Below are 25136 nucleotides of genomic sequence, written 5' to 3'. Positions count from 1 at the left end.
CCCCATGTCGTCACCCTCGTCACCCTCGTCCCCTCCATCTCCTTCGTCCCCTTCGTTCCCTTCGTCCACAGCGTTCCCCCCGATGCCGCCGCCCTCGGCTGCGCCCGCCCTGCCGGAGATGGGCGAGCGCCCCGGCGTCAGCGTGCGCCTGATGCTGATTCTCAGCGCGTTGATGTCGTTCGGGTCGATTTCGACCGATGTCTATCTGCCCGCGCTGCCGACCATCAGCCGCGAGCTGCATGCCACCGGAGCAAGCATCGAGCTGACCCTGTCGGCGTTCCTGGTGGGCTTTAGCGCCGGACAACTGCTGTGGGGACCGGTTTCCGACCGGCGCGGCCGTCGTCTGCCGATTGCGCTCGGGCTGGTGCTGTTCATGATCGGATCGGTTGGCTGCGCGATCTCGGGCTCCGTCTGGGAGATGATGGGCTGGCGCGCGCTGCAGGCCCTCGGCGCATGCACCGGCCCGGTGCTGGGGCGCGCCATGGTGCGCGACCTCTATGCGCGCGAGGAAGCCGCACGCATGCTGTCCACGCTGTTCCTCATCATGGGGGTGGCGCCGCTCTTCGGCCCCCTGCTGGGCGGCCAGATCATGGGCTTCTGGAACTGGCGCGGCATTTTCTGGACGCTGGCCATCGTCGGGGGGCTCACCATCGTGGCATTGCGCTATCTGCCCGAGACGCTACCGCCGGCGCGCCGTGTGACCACATCCATGCGCTACGTCCTGGCGGATTACGTGTCGCTGTTCCAGGATGCACGCCTGGTCGGGTATGCGCTGGCCGGCGGCTTCTTCTATGGCGGCATCTATACCTTCGTGATCGGCACGCCGTTCGCGTATATCGATTACTACCACGTCTCGCCGCAAGCCTACGGGCTGCTGTTCGGCGTCAACATCATCGGCATGATGGCGGCCAACTTCACCAATGCACGCCTGCTGCGCAAGATCGGCAGCGAGCGCCTGTTCCATTTCGGGACGTGGGTGTTGGCAATTTCGGGGGTGACGGTCGCGGTGAATGCCAGGTTCGGCTGGGGCGGACTAGCCGGGCTGGTGGTTCCGCTGTTCTTCTATATGTCCATGAACGGCTTTATCGTGGCCAATTCGGTGGCCGGCGCGCTTTCCTCGTTTCCGCACAAGGCCGGCGCGGCGTCCTCGCTGGTTGGCGCCATGCACTATGGCAGCGGCATCCTGAGCGCCGCGATGGTGGGTTGGTGCGCGGATGGCACGCCGTGGACGATGGCCTGGATCATGGGCGTATGCGGCGTGGGCAGCCTGGTGACCTCGCAGATCTCGACCCGTCTGCACAAGCGCCGCGTGCGCCTGGCCTGCGCCGCCGCGGCGGAATAGCAGCGCTGCGCATCGACATCGGAGCCGCCGGCCTGCCCGGCGGCTTTTTTTGCCCGCTTCCCACATCTTCCACGTCGAAGGCATATTCAATAAATTTGAATAACTATGACAGCGATAGCCTTCTTCCGTTCGCCGGGCGACCGCTATAGTTCTGCACATGGACAGCGCGATACGCGGCCAGCAGCCAGTCAGGCGGAAGAGGAAGCCGCCAGGCAAGTCGGCAAGCGAAGCCCGCGCCGCCCCATAAGACCTCAAACTTATTGAATCATCTTTCTGGAGAGCCCCCATGTCGAACGCCAACAATGCCAAGCTGCAAGTCCTGACCCCGCGCAACAGCCAGCTGATCATCATCGACCACCAGCCGCAGATGGCCTTCGGCGTGCAGTCGATGGACCGCCAGACCATGAAGAACAACGTGGTGGGCCTGGCCAAGGCGGCCAGGATCTTCGATGTGCCCACCACCATCACTACCGTGGAAAGCGAGTCGTTCTCCGGCTACACCTATCCCGAACTGCTCGACGTGTTCCCCGGCAAGGAGACGCTCGAACGTACCTCGATGAATTCGTGGGACGACCAGAAGGTGCGCGACGCGCTCAAGGCCAACGGCCGCAGGAAGATCGTCGTGGCCGGCCTGTGGACCGAGGTCTGCAACACGACCTTCGCGCTGAGCGCCATGCTCGAAGGCGATTACGAGATCTACATGGTGGCCGACGCCTCGGGCGGCACCACCAAGGAAGCGCACGACTACGCCATGCAGCGCATGATCCAGGCTGGCGTGGTGCCGGTCACCTGGCAGCAGGTGCTGCTGGAATGGCAACGCGACTGGAAGAACAAGGACACGTACGACGCCGTGACCGGCCTGGCCAAGGAGCACTCGGGCGCCTACGGCATGGGCATCGACTACGCCTACACCATGGTGCACAAGGCCGCCCAGCGCACCCAGGGCGCCCACCCGTCGATCGCGCCGGTTCATGCGCCGGTGATCGAGCACTAAGCCGACGCTCGGTGCCCGCCGTCACTCGGCTGGGCACCACGGATGGGCATGGCGGGCGAGCGATCGTCGGAATGTTCGGCAGCGCACAGTCATTGGCAGAATGTCACTGCCAATGCGGTGCGCTGCACTATCGTTGATGCTTGCACGTAAGGCTCGGGAAAGTGTCGATAGCGGCGGCATGGCCGGCGCGCGTCGGCACGCGTCGGCGCCTGACCATGCCTGGCAGCGCCCAACCCCGGAAGGATCTCGCCGGGAGTCGAACATGAATGCCCACTTGCTACGCGAGGCGCCTCGGTCGGAAACACTCCCGGAGCGGATGTATGCGCGCCTCGACCATGTCGAATTGGCGCCCGACGCCATGACCGTGCTACTGGCATTCGATGCGGTAGACGCCGATTGGCTGGATGGTGAAATGCGACGAGGCAATCCTGCCTTCCAGGCCACGGACACGGATCAATTGGCATCGGCCTGGAGACAGGCTCTCCAGGAGACCCCGCCGCAGAGCCCGTTGGAACATGCGCCGCTGTACCGGATCGAGGTGGAGCAGTCGGCCCGGCGCGACGTGTTTGGCATCCACGAGCCAACCTATGAGGATACCGGCAGGCCAGGCAGCGGGCTTGCCAGACTCGAGTGGCCATGGATTGAACTGCTGCGCGTCAACGCCGATATGCCGGGCGCACAAGAGGCGGCGCTCTACGATTCGCTCTTTGCCAATCCCGTTTCCATCCATGTAAAGGGAAGCCTGCCCGACCCCAGCATTGCCCGCAACCTCAGCGCAAGTTTCTCGCCGGAGCATTTGCCGGCCATGTCGATTCACGATCTGGAAGTATTGCTCGCCAGGGGTATTGCGGATCGGCTTGCCGCATACGATGTGGGCCAGGGCAATGCCAACGCCCTGCTGAGCGACAGACCAACCCTTTACTTCGATCTGGGTGCGGGGGTTTACCGAAACCGACACACGACCCCCGCGCATCTTGAGTTCTGCTTTACCAATACCCCACCCATCGTGCTTTCGCACTGGGATGCCGACCATTGGGCCGGCGCGTATATCACCAGGTCCGGCAGCTATCCCGCCCTGCGGATGAACTGGGTCGCGCCCTTGCAGGAAGTCGGACCCCTGCACCTCGCCTTTGCCTGCGACGTCATCGCTCACGGGGGAACATTCGCGGTTCTCAAGCTTGCGGCAGGCACCATCGCCAGTGCGCCGCTCGGGCCAGACATCGATCTGCGCCTGGCGGTGGGGCACGGGTCGTGTCGTAACAACTCGGGCATCGTGATGGCCGTCGAGAACAAGGCCAGTCCCGGCGGACGGAGCTGGCTGCTGACCGGAGACTGCGACTATTCATTCATCGATCGCAATCTCATGCAGGCCACACCGGTGGCAATCGTGGCGCCCCATCACGGCGCCACGCTGCACCGCCACACACACGTTCCTGCTTCCGTCATCGGGCCCGGCGGCTATTGCCGCCTGATTTACTCATTCGGCCCGAACAACGCCCATGGCACGCGCAATACTTCCCATCCGACGGCGCAAGGAGTGGCCAGCCACGCCGCCGCCGGCTGGCGCCATGCGCCGGCATGGGCTGGCGCACCTGGCTCCGTACCCGCGGGCCACGACACCCTCGCCACGGCAGAGCATGGCACCGGCACCGGGGGCCAGCATCTGGGCAGCATTGTGGTCGGATGGGATGCCGCTCCGGCTCTCGCCGCCCCTCCCTGCGGTGGACAATGCACGTTGACGCTGGTGCAGACATGACGGCGCACCGCACGGAGCCCGGCCTGCCCTGCACTCAGATGAATGGCTCAAGAAAGCCGGCCACGGCCTCAAGGAACGGGCCGGGGACTTCCGAAAACAGAAAGTGGCCCGCCCCTTCGAATTCGAGCAAGACCGCACCCGGTATGCCCCGTGCGATTGCGCGGCTGGCGCGCGGCGGGCATACCCAGTCATGCTTGCCCACCATTACCAGCGTTGGCGTGGTGATCTTGCCGAGCATCGGACGGAGATCGTAGTCCGGGGCGATGACCGTCATGAAATGCCGCATCATCTCGATCGACGGAATGCTGAGCGGCATCAGTTCGCGCGGGATGTTCATGTGCTCAGGCGCCGCGTAGTACGGGCCGACTTCACGGAAGAACGCTTCGACGCTGTCTTCCGTGATATCGCCACCGAACACCCGGCCCGCCACCGCCAACAGCTCGGGAGATGCGCGCGATGCCAGCGAGGGCGCTGGGTCACCCGTGTCGTCGGTAATCGGCTGCACGGTCGGCGAACTCGCGCACAGCAGCAGGCTCCGCACCAGGCGCGGATGCCGCAAGGCCATATGCATCGCCACAAAGCCACCGGCAGAGTGGCCAAACACGTGAACGTTCGTGATCCCCAGATGCGCGCACAGTGCGGCAACGTCGTCGGCCATTTGCGCTAGCGTGCATGTCTCCAGCGGAGGACGCCCCGACCGTCCCTGCCCTCGCAGGTCCACATACAGCAATTGCGCATGCTCGCGCAGTGCCGACATGCCGGGCTTGAGATATCCGTGGTCGAAACCCAGGCCGCCATGAAGAACGACGATGACGGGCTTCGCCACCAGCTTGCCGCGCACGGCGCGCAATCCCTCGCCGTCGATGTCGAAAAAGATCTCTGTTTCGTTAAGTCTTGCCTGCATTAGGTCCTCTTGAATGCGATCCGGATCGAGAGGAGAGATTGGCAGATGCGAAGTGGCACGCTGATCGGAATTGCCCGCATGTGGGCAAATGGCACGAGCCGAGTCCGCGCGGCGTGGCTTGCGCCGCCCGTCGTCGCCCGACCCACGCCCTCGTCGGCGCTCGTCCGCCCCGGTCTGCGCTACCGCGCGCCCATGCGCGTCGCGCGGTATGCATCCAGCCGCTTCTGAAAGTCCGGGCTATTGAAGTCGGGCCCGGCATTGCGGCGAAAGTCGTCGGCCAGGCCCGCGCGTTGCCATGCTTCCAGATCCGCGCGCACGTCCGCGCGTGTCAACGCATGCGGGACGTCCGCGGCCTGCGCGGCAGCGGGGAATGCCGCCGAGAGTGCCCATACCAGGCCGGAGACCACGGCGGTTGCGGCAAACGAGGTGTATTGAAGGCGTGTCATGAGATTGCTCCTATCGAAGTTGACAGAGTGGGAGCACCACGTCGCTCCCGTCCATGACACGTATTCAAGAGCACGCAAGTATCGCCCACGTAGCGTCGGCCCGGCCCGGGTGTGAGGCGACGTATCGCGGTGGGGTCCTGATACGAAGGCATACAAACGCGGCGGACCAGGCCGCGGCGCGGGCAGACTCGAGCACGCCGCCAGCCCTGCAGGCGGCCCGGACGCGTGGTGCTTACGCCAGCGTCAAGCCACCATCGACCGGCATATTGACGCCCGTGATAAAGCTGCCGGCATCGCTGGCAAGCAGCAGTGCGGCGTTGGCGACTTCTTGCGGCTGGCCGAGCCGGCCGAGCGGAATCGCGCTCGCCACGGCGGCCTCGAAGCCCGGCCGCTCGTGCGCGGCGATACCGAGCTTGCCGAGGATCGGGGTATCCACCGGCCCGGGGCTGATCACATTGACGCGGATACCCCGCGTCTTGAACTCCAGTGCCCAGCTCCGCGCAAAGGCCTCCAGCGCGGCCTTGCTGCCGGCGTACACTGCGTGCCCGTCCAGCACCTTGGCGCTGGCGATGGAGCTGATCAGCACGATAGCCCCGCCATCACGCAGCCGTGGCGCGATCTTCTGGACGCCGAAGAATACCGCGCGCGTATTGGTCGCGAACTGGACGTCGTAGTCGGCTACCGGGACCTGTTCCGAGGGCGTGATGATATTCATGCCCGCGCTCGCCACGTAGATGTCGGCGCGCCCGTAGCGATCTTCGATCGTCGATGCCACGCGATCGTGCGTGGCAAGGTCGGTGAGGTCGCCGACCAGGCCGTGGGCGGCGTCGCCCAACGCCGCGACCGCCGCTGCGACCGCGTCGGCGCGCCGGCCAACGATCAGCACGCGCGCGCCTTCCGCGACAAAGCGCTGCGCGATGGCGAAGCCGATGCCGCTGTTGCCGCCGGTGACGACGGCGATTTTTCCTGCAAGTGTGCTCATGATGTGCATCCGGGATGACGATGCACAGAATCTACGCGCGACGAAAGACCATGGGCAGTCCTACAATGGCCGCATCACTTGTGCCACTTTGTCATCAATGACCACCGAAAGCCTGCCAGGATTGTCCGCCTTTGTCCGCGCCGTGGAAGCAGGCTCGTTCACCGGGGCAGCCAAATTGCTCGGTACGACCCCGTCGGCCATATCGAAAAGCATCGCGCGGCTGGAAGCGCGTGTCGGCGCCAGGCTGATCCACCGCTCCACGCGCGCATTCGAATTGACCGACGAGGGCAAGGCGTATCACGAGAGGATCGCCCCGCTGGTGCGCGGGCTGGAAGAAGCGAACGAAGTGTTCTCCACCCCGTCGGCGGCGATCGGGTCGCTGCGCGTCAGCATGCCAACGGATATCGGGCGCATGCTGCTGCCCGCGCTGATCTCGAAGCTGATGGCGCGGCACCCACGACTGCAACTCGATATCAGCCTTAGCGACCAGCACGTCGATCTGGTCAGGGAGGGCTTCGATGTTGCGCTTCGGGCTGGCCACGTCGATAGCGCCGGCCTGTACGCGCGGCCGATTGCCGAGGTACCGCTGGCCCTCGTGGCGGCGCCGGACTACCTGGCCAGGCATGGCACACCGCGTCAGCCGGCCGACCTGACGCAACACCGCCATATCGTCTACCGGCTGGCCGGCAAGACGACACCGATTCTGTTTGCGGACGGCCCCGTTATGCCCCCGGCCGGCATATTCGCGTCGGACAGCGGCGAAGCCATGCGTATCGCCGCCGTCCACGGCGCAGGTATCGCGCAGATGATGCGCCCCGCCGTGCAGGCCGAACTCGATGCCGACCGCCTGCGCGTGGTACTGCCGGACGTCCCCTTGCAGCCGATTCCGCTCCAGGCGTTGCACGCCTTTGGCAGGCGCATCCCAAACCGGGCACGCGTGCTGATGGAATTCGTGATCGCGGAGATTGGCAGGAAGCGGCCGTGACGATTTACGATAGCATGACGTTCGTGACCGCAACCCAGACCATGAGGAACCCCGCGCTTGCCCGACGCCATCCCCTCCCATGCCGCTGGTGAATTCCCCACCTTCGAGACCTCGGACTTCGCGGGCGAGGGGGCGTTTTACTTCGATCTCGTGCGGCTCGAGGACCGAGACGACATTCCGCGCGGCTTCCTGCATCGGCACAACTACTACCATCTGCTGTGGATGACACGCGCGAGCGGGATGCATATGCTCGACTTCGCGCAATTCGAGGTGCGCGACCATGCGGTGTTCTTTCTGTCGCCCGGACAGGTCCATGCATGGACTTCGTCGGTCAAGCCCCACGGTTATGTGCTGAACTTCAGCATCGACTTCTTCGCGCGCATGTTTCCGCGGGCCGACGATGTGGCCAAGTTTCCATTCTTTCATCCCTCCCGTGGCAACAGCGCGTTGTATCTGTCGCAAGCCCAGCATGACAGCATGCTGCCGTTGCTCGACGAGATGGCGCGTGAATCGCGCGAGCGGGAGGCCGGGTTCCCGGATGTCATCCAGGCGTGCCTGCTGATCTTGCTGACGCGTCTGCGCCGTCTCTGTCCCGACAACGAGCCCGCCGGTGGCGTGGGCCCGCATCAGGCACTGACGCGGCGCTTTACGATGCTGGTGGAGACGCATTACCTGCGCTTTGACGCGATTGGCCAGTACGCCGATGCGCTCGGCGTGAGCGAACGGCAGTTGAACGATGCGGTCAAGCGCACACTGGCGCGCACCGCCAGCCAGGTGGTGCAGGAGCGCGTCGTGCTCGAAGCCAAGCGCTGGCTCAGCAATACCGAAATTGGCATCGCCGATATTGCGTTTCGGCTCAATATCGAGGATCCCGCCTACTTCGCGCGCTTCTTCAAGAAGCAGACCGGCATGACACCCGGGGACTTTCGCAAGAAGCATTGCCGGCCGCTGGAATGATGCGGGGGAAGGTCCGCGCAGAAAAGTCCAATCCATCGTCTGATCCGTCCTAACGCTGCCGGCATGCGGCTGCGTAGAGTGTCGCCCATAGGAGCCGGAGCGCTTTTTTCTCCTGGCATCCAATAAAAACCAGCGGCACAGGAGACAGACATGTTCAGCGCCATCGCTCCGTTGCGGAGCTTCGCCGTGGCCATCGCACTGGCCACCACCACCTTCCACGCCATGGCGGATTATCCCGATCGCCCCTTGCGCGTCATCGTCCCGTTTGCCGCCGGCGGCGCGACGGATGTGATCGCGCGCACCGTCGCGCAGGCGATGTCGAGCCGGCTCGGCCAGTCCGTCGTGGTGGAGAACAAGGCGGGCGCCAACGGCAATATTGGCGCCGTCTCCGCCGCGCGCTCGGCGCCCGACGGCTACACGCTGCTGATGGCGACGTCGAGCCATGCCATCAATGCCTCGCTGTACCAGAAGCTCGACTACAGCCTGACGCGCGATTTCGTGGGGCTGTCGAATCTTGCCTCGGTACCGTTGCTGCTGGTGGTGAACCCATCGGTGCCAGCCAGGTCGGCCAGCGAACTGGCGGCCTACGCCAAGGCCAACGCCGGGCGCGTCAACTATGCATCGGGCGGTACCGGTACGGCGTCGCATCTGGCTGGCGAGCAGTTCAGCACGCTCACCGGCGCCAAGATGACGCATGTGGCCTACAAGGGCGGATCGCAGGCAATCAATGACCTGATGGGTGGCCAGGTGCAGGTGATGTTTGCCAATCTGCCCGAAGTCCTGTCGCAGGTCCAGGGCGGCAAGCTGCGCGCGCTCGCGGTGACCGGCAACGCGCGCCACGCCGCGCTGCCCGACGTGCCCGCGTTCGCGGAAACGCCGTTTGCCGGCATGTCCGCACGCTCGTGGTTCGGTCTGTTCGCGCCGGCCGGCACACCTCCGGCGGTGGTGGAAAAGCTGTCGCAGGCCATCGTCCAGAGCGTGGCCGATCCTGCGGTACAGGAGCGGCTCAAGGGTCTCGGTGCGGATCCGGTCGGCGACAACGCGGTTGCGTTCCAGAAATATGTCAATCAGGAGGTGTCGCGCTGGGCCGTGCTGGTCAAGCAGTCCGGCGCCACCGTCGATTGAGTTTGCATCCCCGCATCATTCAAGGAAAGACCATGCTGTTAGACGTTCGCACCTACACCTGCCGCCCCGGCACGATCAAGAAGCATCTGGCGCTGTATGCCGAGCACGGCTACGCAATCCAGAGTCGCCACCTGGGCAAGCCGCTGGCCTACGCGCAGACCGACACCGGCAATGTCAACAGCTACATGCATATCTGGGTCTACGACAGTGCTGCCGATCGGGAAGCCAGGCGCCAGGCGTTGCAGAAGGACCCCGCATGGGCCGAGTACCTGAAGCTGAGCGCCGATGCCGCCTATCTGGTCAGCCAGGAAAACAAGCTGATGATCCCGGTACCGTTCTTCCAGTCCTGATCGCCGGTTCCATCAGCGCCAGCCGGGGTACGCCCATGCCAACCCGCCTGACGATCCCGGCGGTGGTCAGGCTTTTTGCCTTGCGACCGCAACCGGCGTTCAAGCGGCGCGAGGTCTCCGGCGGCGCGGCAAGCCGTGCCGCCGGCTTCAGGCGCGTGGGTTGAAGGGGTCCTTGATGGGATCGCCGTAGTTGACCCAGACGCTCTTCACTTCGGTGTACTCCTTCATCGTTTCGATGCCGTTCTCACGGCCCACGCCGCTTTCCTTGAAACCGCCGAACGGCGAGGCGTAATTTGTCTTGCGGTAGGTGTTGATCCATACGGTACCGGCCCGCAAGCGGGACGCGACCTGGTGGGCGCGCCGGATATCGCGGGTCCAGACACCGGCAGCAAGACCGAACCTGGTGTCGTTGGCGATGGCAACGGCGTCTTCTGCGGTGCGAAACCTGATCAGGCAGAGCACGGGGCCGAATACTTCCTCCTGCGCGATGCGCATGGAGTTGACCACGTCGCCGAAGATGGTCGGCTCCACGAAGAGCGAGCCTTCCTTGGCAAAGTCCGGCTTCTTGCCGCCGGTCAGCAAGGTGGCGCCTTCTTCCCTGGCAAGTTCGATATAACGCATCACCTTCTCGAATTGCGGACGGCAGGCGACGGTTCCCATCTCTGTTGCCATATCCTGTGGGTCGCCGATGATGATCCGCTTCGTCTTCTCGATCAGCGCCTCGGCAAAGCGCTCGTAGATATCTTCGTGAATCAGCGCGCGCGAACCCGCGAGGCAGGTCTGCCCCGTGGCGGCGAAGATGCCGGCGAGCACACCGTTCACGGCCCCGTCGATATCGACATCCGGAAACACGATGTTGGCAGACTTGCCCCCCAGCTCCAGCGTCGTCCTGACCAGCCTGGCGCCCGCCTTCTCGGCGATCTTCTTGCCCACTGCGGTGGAGCCCGTGAAGGCGATCTTGTCGATGCCACTGTGATTGACCAGCGCCTCACCGGTATCGCCCCACCCCGTCACCACATTGAAGACACCGGCCGGAAAGCCGGCCTTCTCCACCATCTCGGCCAGCAGCAGCGTGGAAATCGGCGTCACCTCGGACGGCTTGACCACCATCGTATTGCCCGCAGCCAGTGCCGGCGCCATCTTCCACATCAGCAAGGACAGCGGGCTGTTCCACGGCGTAATCGCCGCGACCACGCCTACCGGCTCGCGAACCGTATAGTTCAACATGTCCGGCACGCTCAGCGGAATACAGTCACCTTGCAGTGTCTCCGCCAGCCCGGCGTAGTAGTAGCAATACTTGGCCAAAGCCAGCGTCTGGCCACGGACCTCGCGGATCAGCTTGCCGTTCTCCCGCACCTGCGCTTCCGCCAGCTCGTCCACGCCGGCTTCGATCATGCCGGCGAGCCGGCGCAGCAGCTCCGCACGCCTTGCCGGCAGCGCCATGCTCCACGGTCCCGACTCGAACGCGGCGCGGGCGGCCCGGACGGCGGCGTCGACCTGCACGAGGCTCGCGTACGGCGCCGCCGCCCACACACTGCCATCCACCGGGCTAACACAGTCAAAATGCCTGTTCTCATCGGCAGCCACCCACTCGCCGCCAATATAGAGCTTGAAGTCTCGCGTTCTCATGTCACCTGTCTTGGGCGTACCGTGACACTCGAATATAGGACATGCGGCGAACGGCGTCTTCGCAATCTGCGCATGAAGCCAGCGCATGGACTCAGCGGCTGCCACCGCGCACCGGCTTTGCCTCGGTCGTCGTCGTGGGTGTCGCCGACGCACGGCTATGCCGTCGGCGATACCAGTGCGGCCGCTCCGCATCGACATGGATTGCCAGCCCCGGGGGCCGTTGCGACTCGAGCCGGGCGAACAGCTCGGTGAGGAATTCGATAAACGCGCGGATGCGCGGCAGTCGCCTCTGACTGGAACGGTACATCACCTGGATCGGCGGAGACTGCGTGGTTTCCCACCCCGCAAACGCGGGCACGAGCAGGCCTTTCGCCAGCGGCTCGCGTATCGTGAGATCCGTGAAACGGCCCACGCCCATCCCGGCAATCGCCGCATCGAGCACCACGTCGCGATGGCTGCTGATCAGCCACCCGCCTACCGCCACGGCTTGCTTGACACCGTTGCGCTCGTGCTCCCAGTAGTCCATCACTGTGCCCTCCTGGTCGCGGAACAGCAGGCAGGCATGGTGTTTGAGCTCGGCAATGGACTCCGGCATGCCGCGGCTGGCCCAGTAGGCGGGCGATGCACAGATCAGGAGGCGGGTGTCCGCCAGATGCCGTTGCACCATGCCAGGCTGCTGCGGCCAGCCATAAAGCACCATGATCTCGGCGGCGCTTGCTTCCGGAGCGTGGATCCGGTCGACGGTCCGCACATCGATCTGGATATCGGGGTAGCGCGCGTGAAATTCCTGCAGTGCGGGAAGAATGCAGTGCTGCGAAATGATCGGCGGCGCACCGACAACCAGCGTGCCATGCGGCCGGCTGGCGGCGCCACGAAGCGCCTCCTCGGCAAGCGCCAGGCGTTCGAGCAGCGGCGTGCAGGCCTCCAGATACGACGCGCCATCGGCCGTGAGCGCCACGCCCTGCGCGCTGCGGTCGAAGAGGCTGACGCCGAGGCTGCGCTCCAGCTCGCCAATCATGCGCGTGATGGCGGGAACACTGACGTTGAGTTGCCGTGCGGCCTGCGTAAAGCTGTGCCCCTGCGCGGCCGCAATAAAGAACTGCATCGCCCTCAGCTTGTCCATCAGTCCCTTCCCCGGAGACCCGCGGTGCCGCCCGGCGCGGCCTGCGTATGAACAAAATGTTAACGCCGGTTTTAGCCGTTTGGGAATTCCTAAACGTCAGGGTGAACCTTAGGATTTCCTCATCCGACCACAAAGGAGCGAGACGTGAGGACTTTGGGAAGCGATATCGGAGGGACCTTCACGGATTTTGTGCAGATCGACGAGGCGAGGGGCACCGTCGAGATCTACAAGACCCTGACCACACCAGACGATCCGTCTCGTGCCATCGAGCAAGGCGTGGCCGAGCTGGCGAGCCGCACCGGTGCCCACGATGGTGGACTCGACGCGATGGTGCACGGCACCACACTGGTCATCAATGCTGTGATCGAACGCAAGGGCGCAAAGACCGCGCTCATCACCACCAGGGGATTTCGTGACGTGCTCGAGATCGGCCGCGAAAAGCGCTTCGATGCCTACGATCTGCAGATCGACTTTCCGACACCGCTCGTCCCGCGCTATCTCCGCGCCGAGGTCAGCGAGCGGATGCATGCCACCGGCATGGTCCTGACGCCCCTCGACGAGGACAGCGTGCGCGCTGCCGTCGGCAAGCTGCTCGAGGAAGGCTGCGAATCGTTCGCGGTCTGCCTGCTCCACTCGTATCGCAATCCCGCCCATGAACTGCGTGTGCGGGAGATCATCGGCGAGATGGCACCGGGTTGTCCGGTGAGCCTGTCGTGCGAGGTGCTGCCCGAGATGAAGGAATACGAGCGGACCACCACCACCACCATCAACGCCTACGCCAAACCGGTGGCATCGCGCTACCTGACCCGGCTGCAACAGCGGCTGGAGGCGCGTCGCTTCGATGGCGAACTATTGATGATGCAGTCGAGCGGCGGCATCAACTCGGTGGATTTCGCGCGTGAGTTCCCGGTGCAGATTATCGAATCCGGACCGGCGGCCGGCACGCTCGGCGCCGCGCATTTTGCGCGGCTGGCCCGGCTCGACAAGGTGCTGGCCTTCGACATGGGCGGCACCACGGCCAAGCTCGCGCTGGTCGAGCAAGGCAAGGCCATCCTCACCAACGACTTCGAGGTGGCACATATCCATCGATTCAAGCCGGGCAGCGGCATTCCGGTGCGGATCTCGGTGGTCGACCTGATCGAGATCGGTGCGGGCGGCGGCAGCATCGCCAGGCCGACCGCGGTCGGCACGCTGCAGGTGGGGCCCGAGAGCTCGTCCGCGGTCCCTGGTCCCGCGTGCTACGGGCAGGGCGGCACGGAGCCGACGGTGTCCGACGCCGACCTGCTGCTCGGCTACCTCGACGCCGAACACTTCCTTGGCGGCCGTATGAAGCTCGACAAGGCGGCATCGGAACACGCCATCGCATCGCGTCTGGCCGAGCCGTTGCATATCTCGGTCGACGAGGCGGCGTTCGGCGTACACGCCATCGTCAACGAGAACATGGCTTCCGCGGCCAAGGCCTACGTGAGCGAGAAGGGGGAGAACCCCGGCAGTTGCGCGCTGGTCGGCTTTGGCGGGGCCGGCCCGGTGCATGCCTGCGACCTAGCCGCGCGGCTTGGCATCGAGACCGTGCTCATTCCCCCGCGCGCCGGTGTCGCGGCGGCGTTCGGCATGATCGTCGCGCCGATTACGTATGGTGCCGTACGGTCGCGTCGCACGCTGCTGTCGACACTGTCGGCAGATGGCCTGGCGGAGATCTATCGCGACATGCGAGCCGAATGCACGCAGCGTCTGCCACGCACCGTAGCCCCGGCAGACGTGACTTTCGAATGCAGCGTGGACATGCGCTATCTCGGCCAGGGCTACGACGTAACCGCGACCTTTCCGGAGCGTGGCGATCATGAGGCGACCATCGCCGCCATGCGCGCCGCCTTCGAACGCACGTATCAGAAGCTGTACGGCCGCATCTTCACCGATCTGCCGCTCGAAATCATGAACTTCCGCATGACCGCAAGCGCCAGCCGGCGTGTGCCGGTAGTCGCGGGCACCGACGCCGCCGCAAGCGGCGATGGCAAGATCGGCACGCGCCGGGCGTATTGTCCCAAGCTGCGCGCGTGGACCGAGTTTCACGTGCATCGCCGCATGGCGATCGCCCCCGACGTCAGTTTTCCCGGGCCGGCCATCGTCGAGGAGAACGAGTCCACCACGGTCATCCCGAGTGGTGCGCGTGCCCACGTGGACGCGCACGGCAGCTTGATCGTCAAACTTGCAGCCTGAAGGGGGAACCATGCAGCAGAACAGTATGCAACAGCATCATGCACAGCCGGACCGCCAGGAAGCCGGCTTCCATATCGATCCGGTCACGCTCGAAATGCTGTGGCGACGACTGGTGTCGATCGTCGGCGAGCTCGGTTCGACGTTGCGTCGTACCTCGTTCTCGACCGTGGTCCGCGATATCGGCGACTACGGTTGCGCCATCTTCGACTCACAGGGGCGCCTGCTGGCACAGACGCCGGACAGCACGCCGGGACTGTGCGGCCCGCTCGGTTCGATGCTGAAGTCTTTTCTGCGGCAGCATCCGCCGTCCACGCTGTCACCGGGCGACGTACTGATCGGCAACGACCCCTGGGCCGGCAGCGGACATCACAACGATGTCAGCATCCTGATTCCGGTCTTCCGCGGCACGATCTGCATCGGCTATGTGGTGACGTGCTGCCACCACGTCGATATCGGCGGCCGGCGCGCCACCACCGAGAGCCGGGACAACTATGAGGAAGGCCTGCGCATTCCGCCGCTGAAGTTTTATCGCGCCGGCGATATCAATACCGATGTGCTGGCGTTTATCGAGCGCAATGTGCGCTCCCACGAAACCGTCATCGGCGATCTGGGCGCGCAGGTGTCCGCCTGCCACGTCGGCGGGCAACGCATGCGCGAGATTTGCGACGAGATGGGATGGTCCGACCTCGACGGACTGGCCGACGAGATCGTCACGCGCAGCGAAGCGGTGACACGGCAGGAAATCCGCAAGCTGACCCAGGGGACGTTCCGGCATGAGGCGAAGATCGACATCGTGGGCGGGGAGACCATCGTCATCCGTACGGCGGTGACCATCGATGGCGACGAGATTACCGTCGACTACAGCGGATCGTCGCCGCAGGTCAAACCCGCCATCAACTGCACCTTGTCCTATACGGCCGCGTACACCGTGTTTGGCGTGCTATGCATGCTGAACCTGCCGGTCGCCGTCAACGAAGGCACCCTGCGTCCGATCCGCGTGGTGGCGGACGAGGGCAGCGTGCTGCACTGCACGTTCCCCGCGCCGGTCTTTGGCCGCACCGCGATCGGGACGTTCCTGCCCGATCTGGTTTACCTCGCCGTGGCACAGGCCGCCCCGGACCGCGTATGCGCAGGCGCCGGAGCCACGCCGATGTGGGGCCAGTACATGTTCGGGAAGCGCCGCGATGGGGCCGATTTTGCACCGTTCAACGTCTCCAGCGGCGGACTCGGCGCGCGCGCCCGCAAGGACGGGGTGTCCTGCCTGGCCTTCCCCTACAACGTGGGCAATACGCCGGCCGAGGTCATCGAGAGCGAAGTACCGATGATCGTGGAAGAACGCGCGCTCTGGGAAGATTCCGCGGGTCCTGGCATGTTCCGCGGTGGCCTGGGCCAGAAGTACGTCCTGCGCTTGCTGGAGGACGATCTCGGCCCTGTGGGGGACGTGCTTGCGAGCTTTCGCGGCGGACGCTTTATCTATCCGCCGGAAGGTGTGCTGGGCGGCGGCAATGCACCCTGCGGATTCCTTTCGATCCGCGGTACGCGCGAAGATGCGGGACGACAGGTCATCGTGCGCGCGGGTGACCGCATCGTCAGCCATATCCCCGGAGGAGGCGGCTACGGGGACCCGAGGCGGCGCTCACGCGCGGCAATCGAAGACGATTTGCGCAACGGACTGATATCGCCCGAACATGCCCGCGACAAGTACGGCTACCAGCCGGAGACCAGCCTGTCATGACCTACACGGCCGCCAGACCTCGTGTCTCGGGCGGCCTTTGTGCTTGTATCCCCCTCTCGTTGTCAGGAGCCGGACATGAAACGACAAATGGAACGTTGGTTGCTCTCGCTTTCCGCCATGGTGCTGCTCACGGTCGCGCCATCCGCCGGCGCACAGTCCGGCGCGCAGTCCGGTACGCCGTCCGGCTACCCTTCCCGGCCGATCAAACTGGTCGTGCCCTGGGCAGCGGCCGGCACGGTCGACATGGTGGCGCGCCTGCTGGCGGAGCGGCTTGGCGCCCGCCTGGGCCAATCCGTGGTCGTGGAGAACCGTCCCGGTGCGACCGGGCAGATTGGCTCGCAGTCGGTGGCGCGTGCGCCCGCCGACGGCTACACCCTGTTGCTGATGTCGGCCACCGTCCATACCGTATCGCCGAACCTGCAGAAGTCCATGCCGTTCGACCCCATCGACGACTTCACCCCGATCTCGCAGGTCGTATCGTTCCCGTATGTGATGGTGGTGTCCGCCGCGAGCCCATACAAATCCGTGGCCGACCTCGTGGCGGCGGCACGCCGGGAGCCTGGCAAGATCTCGTATGCGTCGTTCGGCATCGGCAGCGCGCCGTACCTGATCAGCGAATACTTCGCGATGTCCACCGGCATCAAGCTGCTGCACGTCCCCTACAAGGGAGCCGCGCCGGCCATCACCGATGTGCTGGGTGGTCAGGTGACGTTCTTTATCGACTCGCTGCCGTCGCCGCTGGCCCAGATTCGGGGCGAGCGCCTGCGCGCGTTGAGCGTAACCACGCCGCAGCGTTCCCCCACGCTGCCTGACGTGCCGCCGTTGTCGGAAACGATACCGGGGTTCGAAGCCATCGCGTGGCTAGGCATCGCGGCGCCGCCGCATACGCCCGCTGAGATCGTGGACAAGCTGAATCAGGCGATCAAGGAGATGTCGCAGGAGCCCGAGTACGATGCCAAGCTGCGCGCCGCCGGCCTGGTGCCAGTGTTCAGCCAGTCTCCGGCCCAATTTCGCGCCTGGCTGGTTGCGCAGAAGCAGTACTGGGGCGACTTCGTACGGAAGGCCAGGATTCCGCTGGCCGACTAGCGCATCCGATGCCGCACCCCGTGCGGCATCGCTCGACTTCAGTTACCCGTCCCGATGCGGATTTGCGCGCTGCGTGGCAGCGGATGATCACGCGAGATCGTTTCTGCGAGGAAACGCGTGACCGCCTTGATGCGCGGCAGATACTGCAAGTCCCGATGGACCGTCATCCAGATGGTCCGGCTTGCCTTGACCTGGCCTTCGAGGACCTTGACCAGACCGAAGCGTTCCGCCCGGGAGAACGACGGCAGCATCACGATGCCGGCCCCTGCCGCCGCCGCGAACAACTGCGCGATCATGCTCGACGACTGGAAGCCGATGCGTGGCCGCGTGATGGCTTCGTCGAGCCAGCGCACCGTATCGAGCTGGATCAGGTCGTCGACGTAGGTCGCGAACGCATGGTCGTGCAGGTCGCCGGGGCTTTGCGGCGTGCCATGCCGGGCGAGGTAATCGGGCGAAGCATAGAGATGCAGCGGGAACGCACCGATCGGCACCACGTCGAGCGACTTGCCGTCGGGCGGGAAGAAGCTCAGGAACACATCCGCCTCGCGCTGGTTCACATGCATCTGTTGCGTGGTGGTCACCAGCTCGACGGCGATCTTCTGGTATCGCTGCGCGAAGCGGACAAACTCGCCGGACAGGTATAGCGACGCAATCCCCTCCATGGTGCCAACGCGCACCGTACCGGACGGTTCCTTGTGCGAGCCGCCGAGAAATTCGCCGAGCGCGACCACATTGGATTCCATCGCCTCGACATACTCGAGCAGGGCCTGCCCGCGCGCGGTGATATGCAGGCCCTGGTTGTCGCGCTCGAATACCGGTGCATTGATCGCTTCTTCCAGCCTGCTGATGTGACGGCTGATGGTCGACTGGTCGCACTTGAGCCGGCGGGCGGCCCCGCCCAAGGTGCCGGCGCGCGCCACTTCCAGGAAGATTTTCAGGTCGTGCCAGTTCGGGTTGATTTGGGACATGGCGCAAAAAGCCTGCAGGGGTTTCTGCAAGCATACCCGCCGTTTCAGGGAAAACCCTCTAGGCACTTTCCCTGTGCAATCCGCCCCAGACAAGGGCGAGCGGTGCCTTGCAAATTTGCAAGGCGGGGCGCGGAAGTTCGGCTTTTCACGCGCGGCTGGCGTCTCTAATCTTCCGTCGCAGCGGCACCGCAGGGTGTCCCCGCCTCGCGCCCATGCCAGTGGAGCGCGGTCCCTTCCCTTCCCAACCGTTGAGGTTCGTCATGCCCAAGTCGACCGACTATCACGCGCTCTTCGACCATCCACAGTTTGCCGAGCTGGTACGCCAGCGGCGGATCGTGATGGTCCGGCTGTTTGCCATCAGCATGGCGTTCTTCTTCTCGCTGCCGCTGATTTCCACGTTCGCGCCTCAACTGCTGCTGATCCGGATCACGCCGTCCACCACGCTCGGTCTCTGGTACAACGTGGCGCAGTACTTTATCGGCGGTGCCATCGCCTGGCGCTATGCGGTGCAACTGCGCCGCCTCGATGCCATGGCCGCGGCACTCACCACCGGCGCCAGGGAAGCCATGGCACCGCGCCCGGCCGGCGCCGTGGCGCAACGCGCCGTCGCCTGAGGGGCCGCCATGTTCAAACGCATCCTGTGCGCCCTGCCGCTCAGCGCGGCCAGCGGCGCTGCCCTGGCCAACGTCCCCACGCTGGTCAGCGCCGACAATCGCGGCCTGACCTTCGGCGTGTTTGCCGTGCTGTTTCTGCTCACGCTCGGCATTACCTGGGTCGCGGCACGCCGCAATGCGACCGCGAGCGATTTCTATACCGCGGGCGGTGGCATCGGTGCCCGCATGAACGGGCTCGCCATCGCGGGGGATTACCTGTCCGCGGCGGCCTTCCTCGGCGTCTCGGGCCTGATCGCGCTGTATGGCCTGGATGGCATCAGCTATGTGGTGGGCTTCTTCGTCTCCTTTATCCCGGTGCTGATCCTGATCGCCGAGCCTTGCCGCAACCTCGGCAAGTTCACGCTCGGTGACGTGCTGGCGTTCCGCAACAACTTCCGCGCCACCAAGCTGGTGGTGGCGGTATCGAGCATCCTGGTGGCGCTGTTCTACATGGTGCCGCAGATTGTCGGCGGTGCCGTGATCGTGCGCGCGCTGATCGGCATTCCGTACGAGCTGTCGGTAACGGCCGTGGGTGTGCTGATGCTGATGTACGTGCTGTTTGGCGGCATGCGTGCCACCACTTCGGTGCAGGTGCTCAAGGCGATCCTGCTGATCTCGTTCTGCCTGATCCTGGTGATGCTGTCGTGGATGCCGTATGGCTTCAATATCGAAGCCTTCTTCCGTGGCGTGATCAGCGATGCGGCCATCCAGCAGCACGTGCAGGGATTGGTGGGGGGTGGCTCGTCGCTCAGCGTGGCCGACGCCGGACAACGGCTGCTGGCCCCGGGCCTGTACCTCAAGAACCCGCTGGAGCAGATTTCGCTCGGCATGGCCCTGGTGCTGGGCACGGCGGCAATGCCGCATATCCTGATGCGCTTCTTTACGGTGCCCAACGCCAAGGCCGCACGCAAGTCGGCGTTGTACGCGATGTTCGCCATCGGCCTGTGTCACCTGCTGATCGTCGTGATCGGGTTTTCCGCCGCGTTGAACGTGGGCCCCAAGGCCATTCTCGCCATGGACAAGGGCGGCAACCTCGCTGCGCCGATGCTGGCCCAGTTTCTGGGCGGCGGACCGGACAGCCTGCTCGGCAATTTCATGCTCGCCATCGTCGCGGCGGTCTCGTTCGCGACCATCGTGGCCGTGGTCGCGGGCCTGACGCTGGCAGCGGCGTCGTCGCTGGCTCACGATGTCTACGTCGGTGCCATCAAGAATGGCGTGGCCACGGAACGCGAACAGGTCGCGGCCGCGCGTGTCGCCACCCTGTTGATGGCCGCGATCTCGGTGGGCGCGGGCATCGCCGCCAAGGGCCAGAACGTGGCGCAGCTGGTGGGCCTCGGCTACGCGGTGGCGGCCTCGGCCAACCTGCCCGCGCTGGTGTGCACGCTGTACTGGCGGCGCTGCAATACCGCTGGCGTGGTGGCGGGTGTGGTCGGCGGCACGCTGCTCTCGATCGGGCTGGTGCTGGTCTCGCCCAACATGACCTATCCGCTGCTGCAGAGGGAAGCGGCCATGAAGACGGCGACCACGCTTGCGCGGCAGATCGAGAACACGCAGGACGCGACGCAACGGCAGAAGCTGGCTGGGCAGCTTGGTGCGGCGCAGGCCACCGTGGCAGCGATTCCCGACGACGCGCGCAGCATCGTGGGCCTGCGCAAGCCGCTGATCGCACTGCGCAACCCCGGGATCATTTCCATCCCGTTCGGCTTTTTCCTGGTCTTCCTGTTTTCCCTGCTCAGCCGCAGCCGGCTCTCCGAGTCGCGCTGGGCCGAACTTTCCGTGCGCCGTGAAACGGGCATCGGCGCGGCCGAGGCCGTGGCGCACTAACCTGCTACTGCACACACCATCATGACTCTACCTATCGTCAAGGTCGCGGCCGCGCATGCCGCGCCCGTGTATATGAACGCCGCCGCCACGGTCTCCAAGGCGGTCTCGCTGATCGAGGAAGCCGCGCGCCATGGCGCCGAGCTGGTCGTGTTTCCGGAATCGTTCGTGCCGGGCTTTCCGGTATGGGCGGCCCTGTGGGCACCGATCTATAACCACGACTGGTTCCGGCGCATGGTGTCGAACAGCATCCTGGTGGACGGCCCCGAGATGGCGCAGATCCAGGCCGCGGCGCGGCGCCATGGCGTCCTCGTCTCGCTTGGCTTCAGTGAAAGCACCGAGGTCAGCGTCGGCTGCATCTGGAATTCGAATGTCCTGATCGGCGACGACGGCACGCTCCTCAATCACCATCGCAAGCTGGTGCCCACCTTCTACGAAAAGATGGTGTGGGCTCCGGGCGACGGCCACGGCCTGCGCGTGAGCAATACCCGCATCGGCCGCATCGGTGCACTGATCTGCGGCGAGAATACCAACCCGCTCGCGCGGTATTCGCTGGCGGCACAAGGCGAACAGATCCATATCTCGGCGTGGCCGGCGATCTGGCCCACGCGCATGCCCGGCTCCGGCCAGAACTTCGATAACCTCGCGGCCAATCGCATTCGTGCCGGCGGCCATTCGTTCGAGGCCAAGGCCTTCGGCATTCTCAATGCCGGCTTTCTGGACCGGACCATGTTCGATGCGCTTGCCGCCAGCGGCGACCGCCAGGCGATCGAGGTGCTGGAGAACACACCGCGCGCGGCCACGCAGTTCCTCGATCCCACCGGGGCCGTGATCGGCGATACGCTGCAAACCGAGGAAGGGCTCGCGTATGCGACGTTCGACCTCAACGCGTGCATCGAGCCGAAGCAGTTCCACGATATCGTGGGGTACTACAACCGCTTCGATGTGTTCAATGTGGAGATCGACCGGCGGCGGCTGACACCCGCGCGGTTCTCGCCCGACGGTCCCGCAACGCCAACGCAGCAGGCCAGCGGTGAACGGGCCGGCGCGGATGCCGCGCTACTCGACGTGATCTGAACCCGCCGCTACGGGGCAGCGGCAGCCGGCCGCGCCATCGATCGAACGATGGATGCTTGGCCGGCGTGCTGCCGCGCGCATCGACCGGCTCAGGAAAGAAACCAGTCGATCTCGGCGGCGAAGCTTTCGATTTCCTGAAACAGGAACGCATGGCCGGCGTCCGGGTAGAGCACCAGTTTGGCATCGGGCGCCTGCTGCGATAGCACGTAGGAACGATACGCGGGCAACATGACGTCATGCGCGCCATTGGCCACCAGCATGGGCAAACGCAGTTCGGCCGCACGATGCAGCACACCCTCCCATGACGAGATGGCCTTGACCTGTGCCATAAAGGCCTCGGCCGACACGGCGGGACCGCGATCGGGCTGGGCCGCGATGCGTGCCAGTGACGAGCGGCCCGCGGTGACGGCCGCTTCCGTCTCGGGGAAAAAGAGAAACAGAAAATCCTCAGTGCCGTTGACGGGCCGCGTCATGACCTGCGGCACGCGCGGATGAGGCTGCGGACCGTCCTTGATACCGCCCGGGCTGGACCCCGCCACGATCAGGCGGCGCACCAGGTGGGGTGCGTCCAGCGCCAGCTGCTGTGCGACCACCCCGCCGAGCGACCAGCCGAGCACGTCCGCGTGGGGGACATCCAGGGACTCGATCGCCTCGGCGGCGACCGCCGCCATGCCGGCGATCGATTCGGGCGTCTTGCCCGCCGATCTGCCGACGCCGGCACTATCGAACCAGACGACGCGACGGTCGGCCGAGATCGCGTCGAGAAACGCCGGATCCCAATCGTCCATGGTGCCGCGAAAGCGTTGCAGCAGGACGAGCGGGATGCCGCCCGCGGGTCCGGTTTCACGCGCGGCCAGGCGGCCATGCGAGGTCTCGATGGGGAACGATCGGGTCATGGTGTCATGATCTTGTCAGGGCGATCCACGAAGCGTAGCCGCGGCCGCCGGGACCCGATATGACGAATGCGCCTATCTTTAGGTCATTCGGCCTCGTCCGCCGTCACCGTGGCAAAACCGCGTCGCAGCGTGCTGGGCGGCATGCCGTAGGCGCGCACAAAGGCGCGCCGCATGCGGTCGCGATCGGCAAAGCCGGTGTCGCGCGCCACCGTATCCATTTGATGACGCCCATCCTCGAGCATGGCGCGTGCAGCCTCCAGCCGCAGCATCTCGACCGCCTTGGCCGGCGACTGGCCGGTTTCTTCACGGAAGATGCGGCTGAACTGGCGCGGCGACAGGCTCGCCGCGTCGGCCAGCTCCTCCACCGTCAATGGGTTGCGCAGATGTTCCTTGGCATAGGTGAGCGCGCGCCTGACGCGATCGCTGCGCGGCTCCAGTTCCAGCAAGGCGGAGAATTGGGACTGGCCACCGAGGCGCCGGTGATAAACCACGAGGCGGCGCGCGACGTTGCGCGCCAGCGCGGCGCCATGATCGCTTTCGATCAGCGCAAGCGCCAGGTCCATGGCCGCGGTCATGCCGGCAGAGGTCCAGATATTGCCGTCCTGGACAAAGATCCGGTCTTCGTCCACGCGCACTTCCGGAAAGCGCTCCTGCAGGCGGCGTGCATGCAGCCAGTGGGTGGTGGCGGTCTTGCCGTTGAGCAGGCCGGCCTCGGCCAGCGCGAATGCGCCCGTGCATACGCCCGCGACACGGCGCGCCTCGTCACCGGCGCGCGCGATAAACGACCTGAGCGCGGGGCTCATCGGGCCGGGTGCCCGGATGCCGGCCACCATCAAGGTATCGGGCATCTCGCCGAAGGCGGTGGTCTCGATGCCGACACCGATGGTCGAGTGCACCGTGCCGCCGGACTGGGACAGCACCGTCATCCGGTAGCCATCCTCACCGAGCTCCACATTGGCGAGTTCGAACGCCGTGAGCGCGGTGAAGCCCATGATCTGGAAGCCGTCTTCAAGTATCAAGCCGATCTGTCGCATAAGTTATCGCCTTGAATCAACGGCCCTCGTTTGCTTTTCACTGACGGCCCCAATGTATTCACATGCCATCGGGCCGTCAAGTTCGGACACCGTGCTGTCCGGATTTGCTTCGCGGATGTCCTGATTTTCCGCACGCTCGCGCCGTGTCCGGAAACTCCGTCAATACGTCAGTCGCGCGGCCAGGCGCCTGTCTATGCTTGGCGTCACCGTGAGCACCCCGCCACATGGTCAGCCATCCGCAATCAGTCCAAGGACAGCAATATGCCCTCACCCATCGGAACCGCACTCGTCACCGGCGCATCGTCCGGCATCGGTGCCATCTATGCCGACCGCCTCGCGGCACGCGGCCACGACCTGCTGCTCGTGGCACGCAACGAAGATCGCCTGCGCGCGCAGGCGGAGAAGCTCGGCAGCCGCCACGGCGTCAAGGTGGACATCATGGTCGCCGACCTGACCGACCGTGCCGACCTCCGTACCGTGGAGACGCGTCTGGCGACCGACCAATGGATCAGCGTGCTGGTCAATAACGCCGGCTTCGGCGGCGCCAGCACGCTGGCGCAGTCGGCTGTCGACGACATGGAACGCATGATCGACGTCAACGTGACCGCGATCATGCGGCTCTGCTATGCCGCCGCACCGGCCTTTGTAGCGCGCGGCACCGGCACCATCATCAATATCGCCTCGATCGTGGCCATCGCCCCGGAGATCCTCAACGGCGTGTACGGCGGCTCCAAGGCGTTCGTGCTGGCCTTCAGCCGCTCGCTGAAGAAGGAACTGGCCGAGACCGGCGTCAAGGTGCAGGTGGTGCTACCCGGTGCGACCGGCACCGCGTTCTGGGATACCGCCGGCATGCCCGCCTCCAATCTTCCGGAAAGCTGGGTGATGACGCCGGAGACGCTGGTCGACGCCGCCCTGCACGATCTGGACGCCGGCACCTTTGCCTCGATCCCGTCCCTGCACGACGAGAAACAGTGGCAGGCGTGGGAAACCGCACGCGAGGCCATGTCGCCGAACCTGTCCTCCCGCGTGGCCGCGCCGCGCTACGACGCCTGAGGT

At 65.2% G+C, this 25136-nt stretch carries 22 protein-coding genes; 14 read left to right on the top strand and 8 right to left on the bottom strand.

The window, feature by feature from the left end; all coding sequences use genetic code 11:
• Window positions 1-82 precede the first annotated feature (82 nt).
• The 3 genes from DFLDMN_RS14640 to DFLDMN_RS14630 all read left to right on the top strand — a co-directional run bounded on the left by DFLDMN_RS14640 (window position 83) and on the right by DFLDMN_RS14630 (window position 4092).
• The gene (locus DFLDMN_RS14640; RefSeq protein ID WP_423195648.1) at window positions 83-1342 is read left to right on the top strand and encodes a Bcr/CflA family multidrug efflux MFS transporter; all 1260 of its coding nucleotides are present in this window, start codon (window positions 83-85) and stop codon (window positions 1340-1342) included.
• A 286-nt stretch (window positions 1343-1628) separates the two neighbouring features.
• Complete coding sequence (locus tag DFLDMN_RS14635; protein WP_423195647.1) at window positions 1629-2336, top strand: hydrolase; 708 nt, start codon at window positions 1629-1631, stop codon at window positions 2334-2336.
• Between the two features lie 262 nt (window positions 2337-2598).
• Window positions 2599-4092, top strand: a complete 1494-nt coding sequence (locus DFLDMN_RS14630; RefSeq protein WP_423195646.1) for a hypothetical protein — start codon at window positions 2599-2601, stop codon at window positions 4090-4092.
• Between the two features lie 34 nt (window positions 4093-4126).
• Here the strand turns inward: DFLDMN_RS14630 and DFLDMN_RS14625 are convergent, their stop codons facing one another.
• From DFLDMN_RS14625 to DFLDMN_RS14615, 3 genes are all read right to left on the bottom strand, one after another.
• Window positions 4127-4996, bottom strand: a complete 870-nt coding sequence (locus DFLDMN_RS14625; protein ID WP_423195645.1) for an alpha/beta fold hydrolase — start codon at window positions 4994-4996, stop codon at window positions 4127-4129.
• A gap of 179 nt (window positions 4997-5175) precedes the next feature.
• Window positions 5176-5442, bottom strand: coding sequence for a DUF4148 domain-containing protein (locus DFLDMN_RS14620; RefSeq protein ID WP_423195644.1), 267 nt, complete (start codon window positions 5440-5442; stop codon window positions 5176-5178).
• A gap of 232 nt (window positions 5443-5674) precedes the next feature.
• Window positions 5675-6424 (bottom strand): SDR family NAD(P)-dependent oxidoreductase, encoded by a 750-nt coding sequence (locus tag DFLDMN_RS14615; RefSeq protein ID WP_423195643.1) that lies wholly within the window; start codon window positions 6422-6424, stop codon window positions 5675-5677.
• On the opposite strand from DFLDMN_RS14615, the gene DFLDMN_RS14610 reads away from it, so the two are divergent.
• From DFLDMN_RS14610 to DFLDMN_RS14595, 4 genes are all read left to right on the top strand, one after another.
• On the top strand, window positions 6372-7409 hold the full coding sequence (locus DFLDMN_RS14610) for a LysR substrate-binding domain-containing protein (RefSeq protein ID WP_423195642.1): 1038 nt from the start codon (window positions 6372-6374) through the stop codon (window positions 7407-7409). The genes DFLDMN_RS14615 and DFLDMN_RS14610 overlap by 53 nt on opposite strands.
• Window positions 7410-7466: 57 nt before the next feature.
• On the top strand, window positions 7467-8366 hold the full coding sequence (locus DFLDMN_RS14605) for a helix-turn-helix domain-containing protein (RefSeq protein WP_423195641.1): 900 nt from the start codon (window positions 7467-7469) through the stop codon (window positions 8364-8366).
• 150 nt (window positions 8367-8516) lie between these two features.
• Window positions 8517-9491 carry a Bug family tripartite tricarboxylate transporter substrate binding protein gene (locus DFLDMN_RS14600; RefSeq protein WP_423195640.1) on the top strand — a complete coding sequence of 325 codons (975 nt, stop codon included), beginning with the start codon at window positions 8517-8519 and terminating at the stop codon, window positions 9489-9491.
• 32 nt (window positions 9492-9523) lie between these two features.
• Window positions 9524-9841, top strand: coding sequence for an NIPSNAP family protein (locus DFLDMN_RS14595; protein WP_423195639.1), 318 nt, complete (start codon window positions 9524-9526; stop codon window positions 9839-9841).
• A 147-nt stretch (window positions 9842-9988) separates the two neighbouring features.
• Here the strand turns inward: DFLDMN_RS14595 and DFLDMN_RS14590 are convergent, their stop codons facing one another.
• Together DFLDMN_RS14590 and DFLDMN_RS14585 are read right to left on the bottom strand one after the other, a co-directional pair.
• Window positions 9989-11470 (bottom strand): aldehyde dehydrogenase, encoded by a 1482-nt coding sequence (locus DFLDMN_RS14590; RefSeq protein WP_423195638.1) that lies wholly within the window; start codon window positions 11468-11470, stop codon window positions 9989-9991.
• 91 nt (window positions 11471-11561) lie between these two features.
• Window positions 11562-12593 carry a LysR family transcriptional regulator gene (locus DFLDMN_RS14585; RefSeq protein WP_423195637.1) on the bottom strand — a complete coding sequence of 344 codons (1032 nt, stop codon included), beginning with the start codon at window positions 12591-12593 and terminating at the stop codon, window positions 11562-11564.
• 144 nt (window positions 12594-12737) lie between these two features.
• On the opposite strand from DFLDMN_RS14585, the gene DFLDMN_RS14580 reads away from it, so the two are divergent.
• The 3 genes from DFLDMN_RS14580 (at window position 12738) to DFLDMN_RS14570 (ending at window position 17631) form a co-directional block, all read left to right on the top strand.
• Complete coding sequence (locus DFLDMN_RS14580; RefSeq protein ID WP_423195636.1) at window positions 12738-14810, top strand: hydantoinase/oxoprolinase family protein; 2073 nt, start codon at window positions 12738-12740, stop codon at window positions 14808-14810.
• 25 nt (window positions 14811-14835) lie between these two features.
• Window positions 14836-16545, top strand: a complete 1710-nt coding sequence (locus tag DFLDMN_RS14575) for a hydantoinase B/oxoprolinase family protein (protein ID WP_423195635.1) — start codon at window positions 14836-14838, stop codon at window positions 16543-16545.
• A gap of 75 nt (window positions 16546-16620) precedes the next feature.
• On the top strand, window positions 16621-17631 hold the full coding sequence (locus DFLDMN_RS14570) for a Bug family tripartite tricarboxylate transporter substrate binding protein (protein ID WP_423195634.1): 1011 nt from the start codon (window positions 16621-16623) through the stop codon (window positions 17629-17631).
• Between the two features lie 38 nt (window positions 17632-17669).
• Here the strand turns inward: DFLDMN_RS14570 and DFLDMN_RS14565 are convergent, their stop codons facing one another.
• A complete protein-coding gene (locus DFLDMN_RS14565) occupies window positions 17670-18599 on the bottom strand; it encodes a LysR family transcriptional regulator (protein WP_423195633.1) in 930 nt (309 codons plus the stop codon).
• A gap of 260 nt (window positions 18600-18859) precedes the next feature.
• On the opposite strand from DFLDMN_RS14565, the gene DFLDMN_RS14560 reads away from it, so the two are divergent.
• From DFLDMN_RS14560 to DFLDMN_RS14550, 3 genes are read left to right on the top strand one after another with little or no spacing between them, the layout of a single operon-like run.
• A complete protein-coding gene (locus DFLDMN_RS14560; protein ID WP_316867825.1) occupies window positions 18860-19213 on the top strand; it encodes a DUF485 domain-containing protein in 354 nt (117 codons plus the stop codon).
• 9 nt (window positions 19214-19222) lie between these two features.
• The gene (locus tag DFLDMN_RS14555; protein WP_423195632.1) at window positions 19223-21076 is read left to right on the top strand and encodes a solute symporter family protein; all 1854 of its coding nucleotides are present in this window, start codon (window positions 19223-19225) and stop codon (window positions 21074-21076) included.
• A 21-nt stretch (window positions 21077-21097) separates the two neighbouring features.
• Window positions 21098-22150 (top strand): carbon-nitrogen hydrolase family protein, encoded by a 1053-nt coding sequence (locus tag DFLDMN_RS14550; RefSeq protein ID WP_423195631.1) that lies wholly within the window; start codon window positions 21098-21100, stop codon window positions 22148-22150.
• 89 nt (window positions 22151-22239) lie between these two features.
• On the opposite strand, the gene DFLDMN_RS14545 is transcribed toward DFLDMN_RS14550, so the two are convergent.
• Window positions 22240-23046, bottom strand: a complete 807-nt coding sequence (locus tag DFLDMN_RS14545; protein WP_423195630.1) for an alpha/beta fold hydrolase — start codon at window positions 23044-23046, stop codon at window positions 22240-22242.
• An 83-nt stretch (window positions 23047-23129) separates the two neighbouring features.
• Window positions 23130-24080: a GlxA family transcriptional regulator gene (locus tag DFLDMN_RS14540; protein WP_316867830.1), complete on the bottom strand. Its 951-nt coding sequence runs from the start codon at window positions 24078-24080 to the stop codon at window positions 23130-23132.
• A 261-nt stretch (window positions 24081-24341) separates the two neighbouring features.
• Between DFLDMN_RS14540 and DFLDMN_RS14535 the strand changes: the two genes are divergently transcribed.
• Window positions 24342-25133, top strand: a complete 792-nt coding sequence (locus DFLDMN_RS14535; protein ID WP_423195629.1) for an SDR family NAD(P)-dependent oxidoreductase — start codon at window positions 24342-24344, stop codon at window positions 25131-25133.
• The last annotated feature ends 3 nt before the right edge of the window (window positions 25134-25136 follow it).

The organism is Cupriavidus sp. H19C3, from assembly GCF_049393815.1.
Taxonomy (GTDB): domain Bacteria; phylum Pseudomonadota; class Gammaproteobacteria; order Burkholderiales; family Burkholderiaceae; genus Cupriavidus.
The sequence above is the reverse complement of the archived record's forward strand: the minus strand, read 5'-3'. Positions and strand labels throughout refer to the sequence as shown.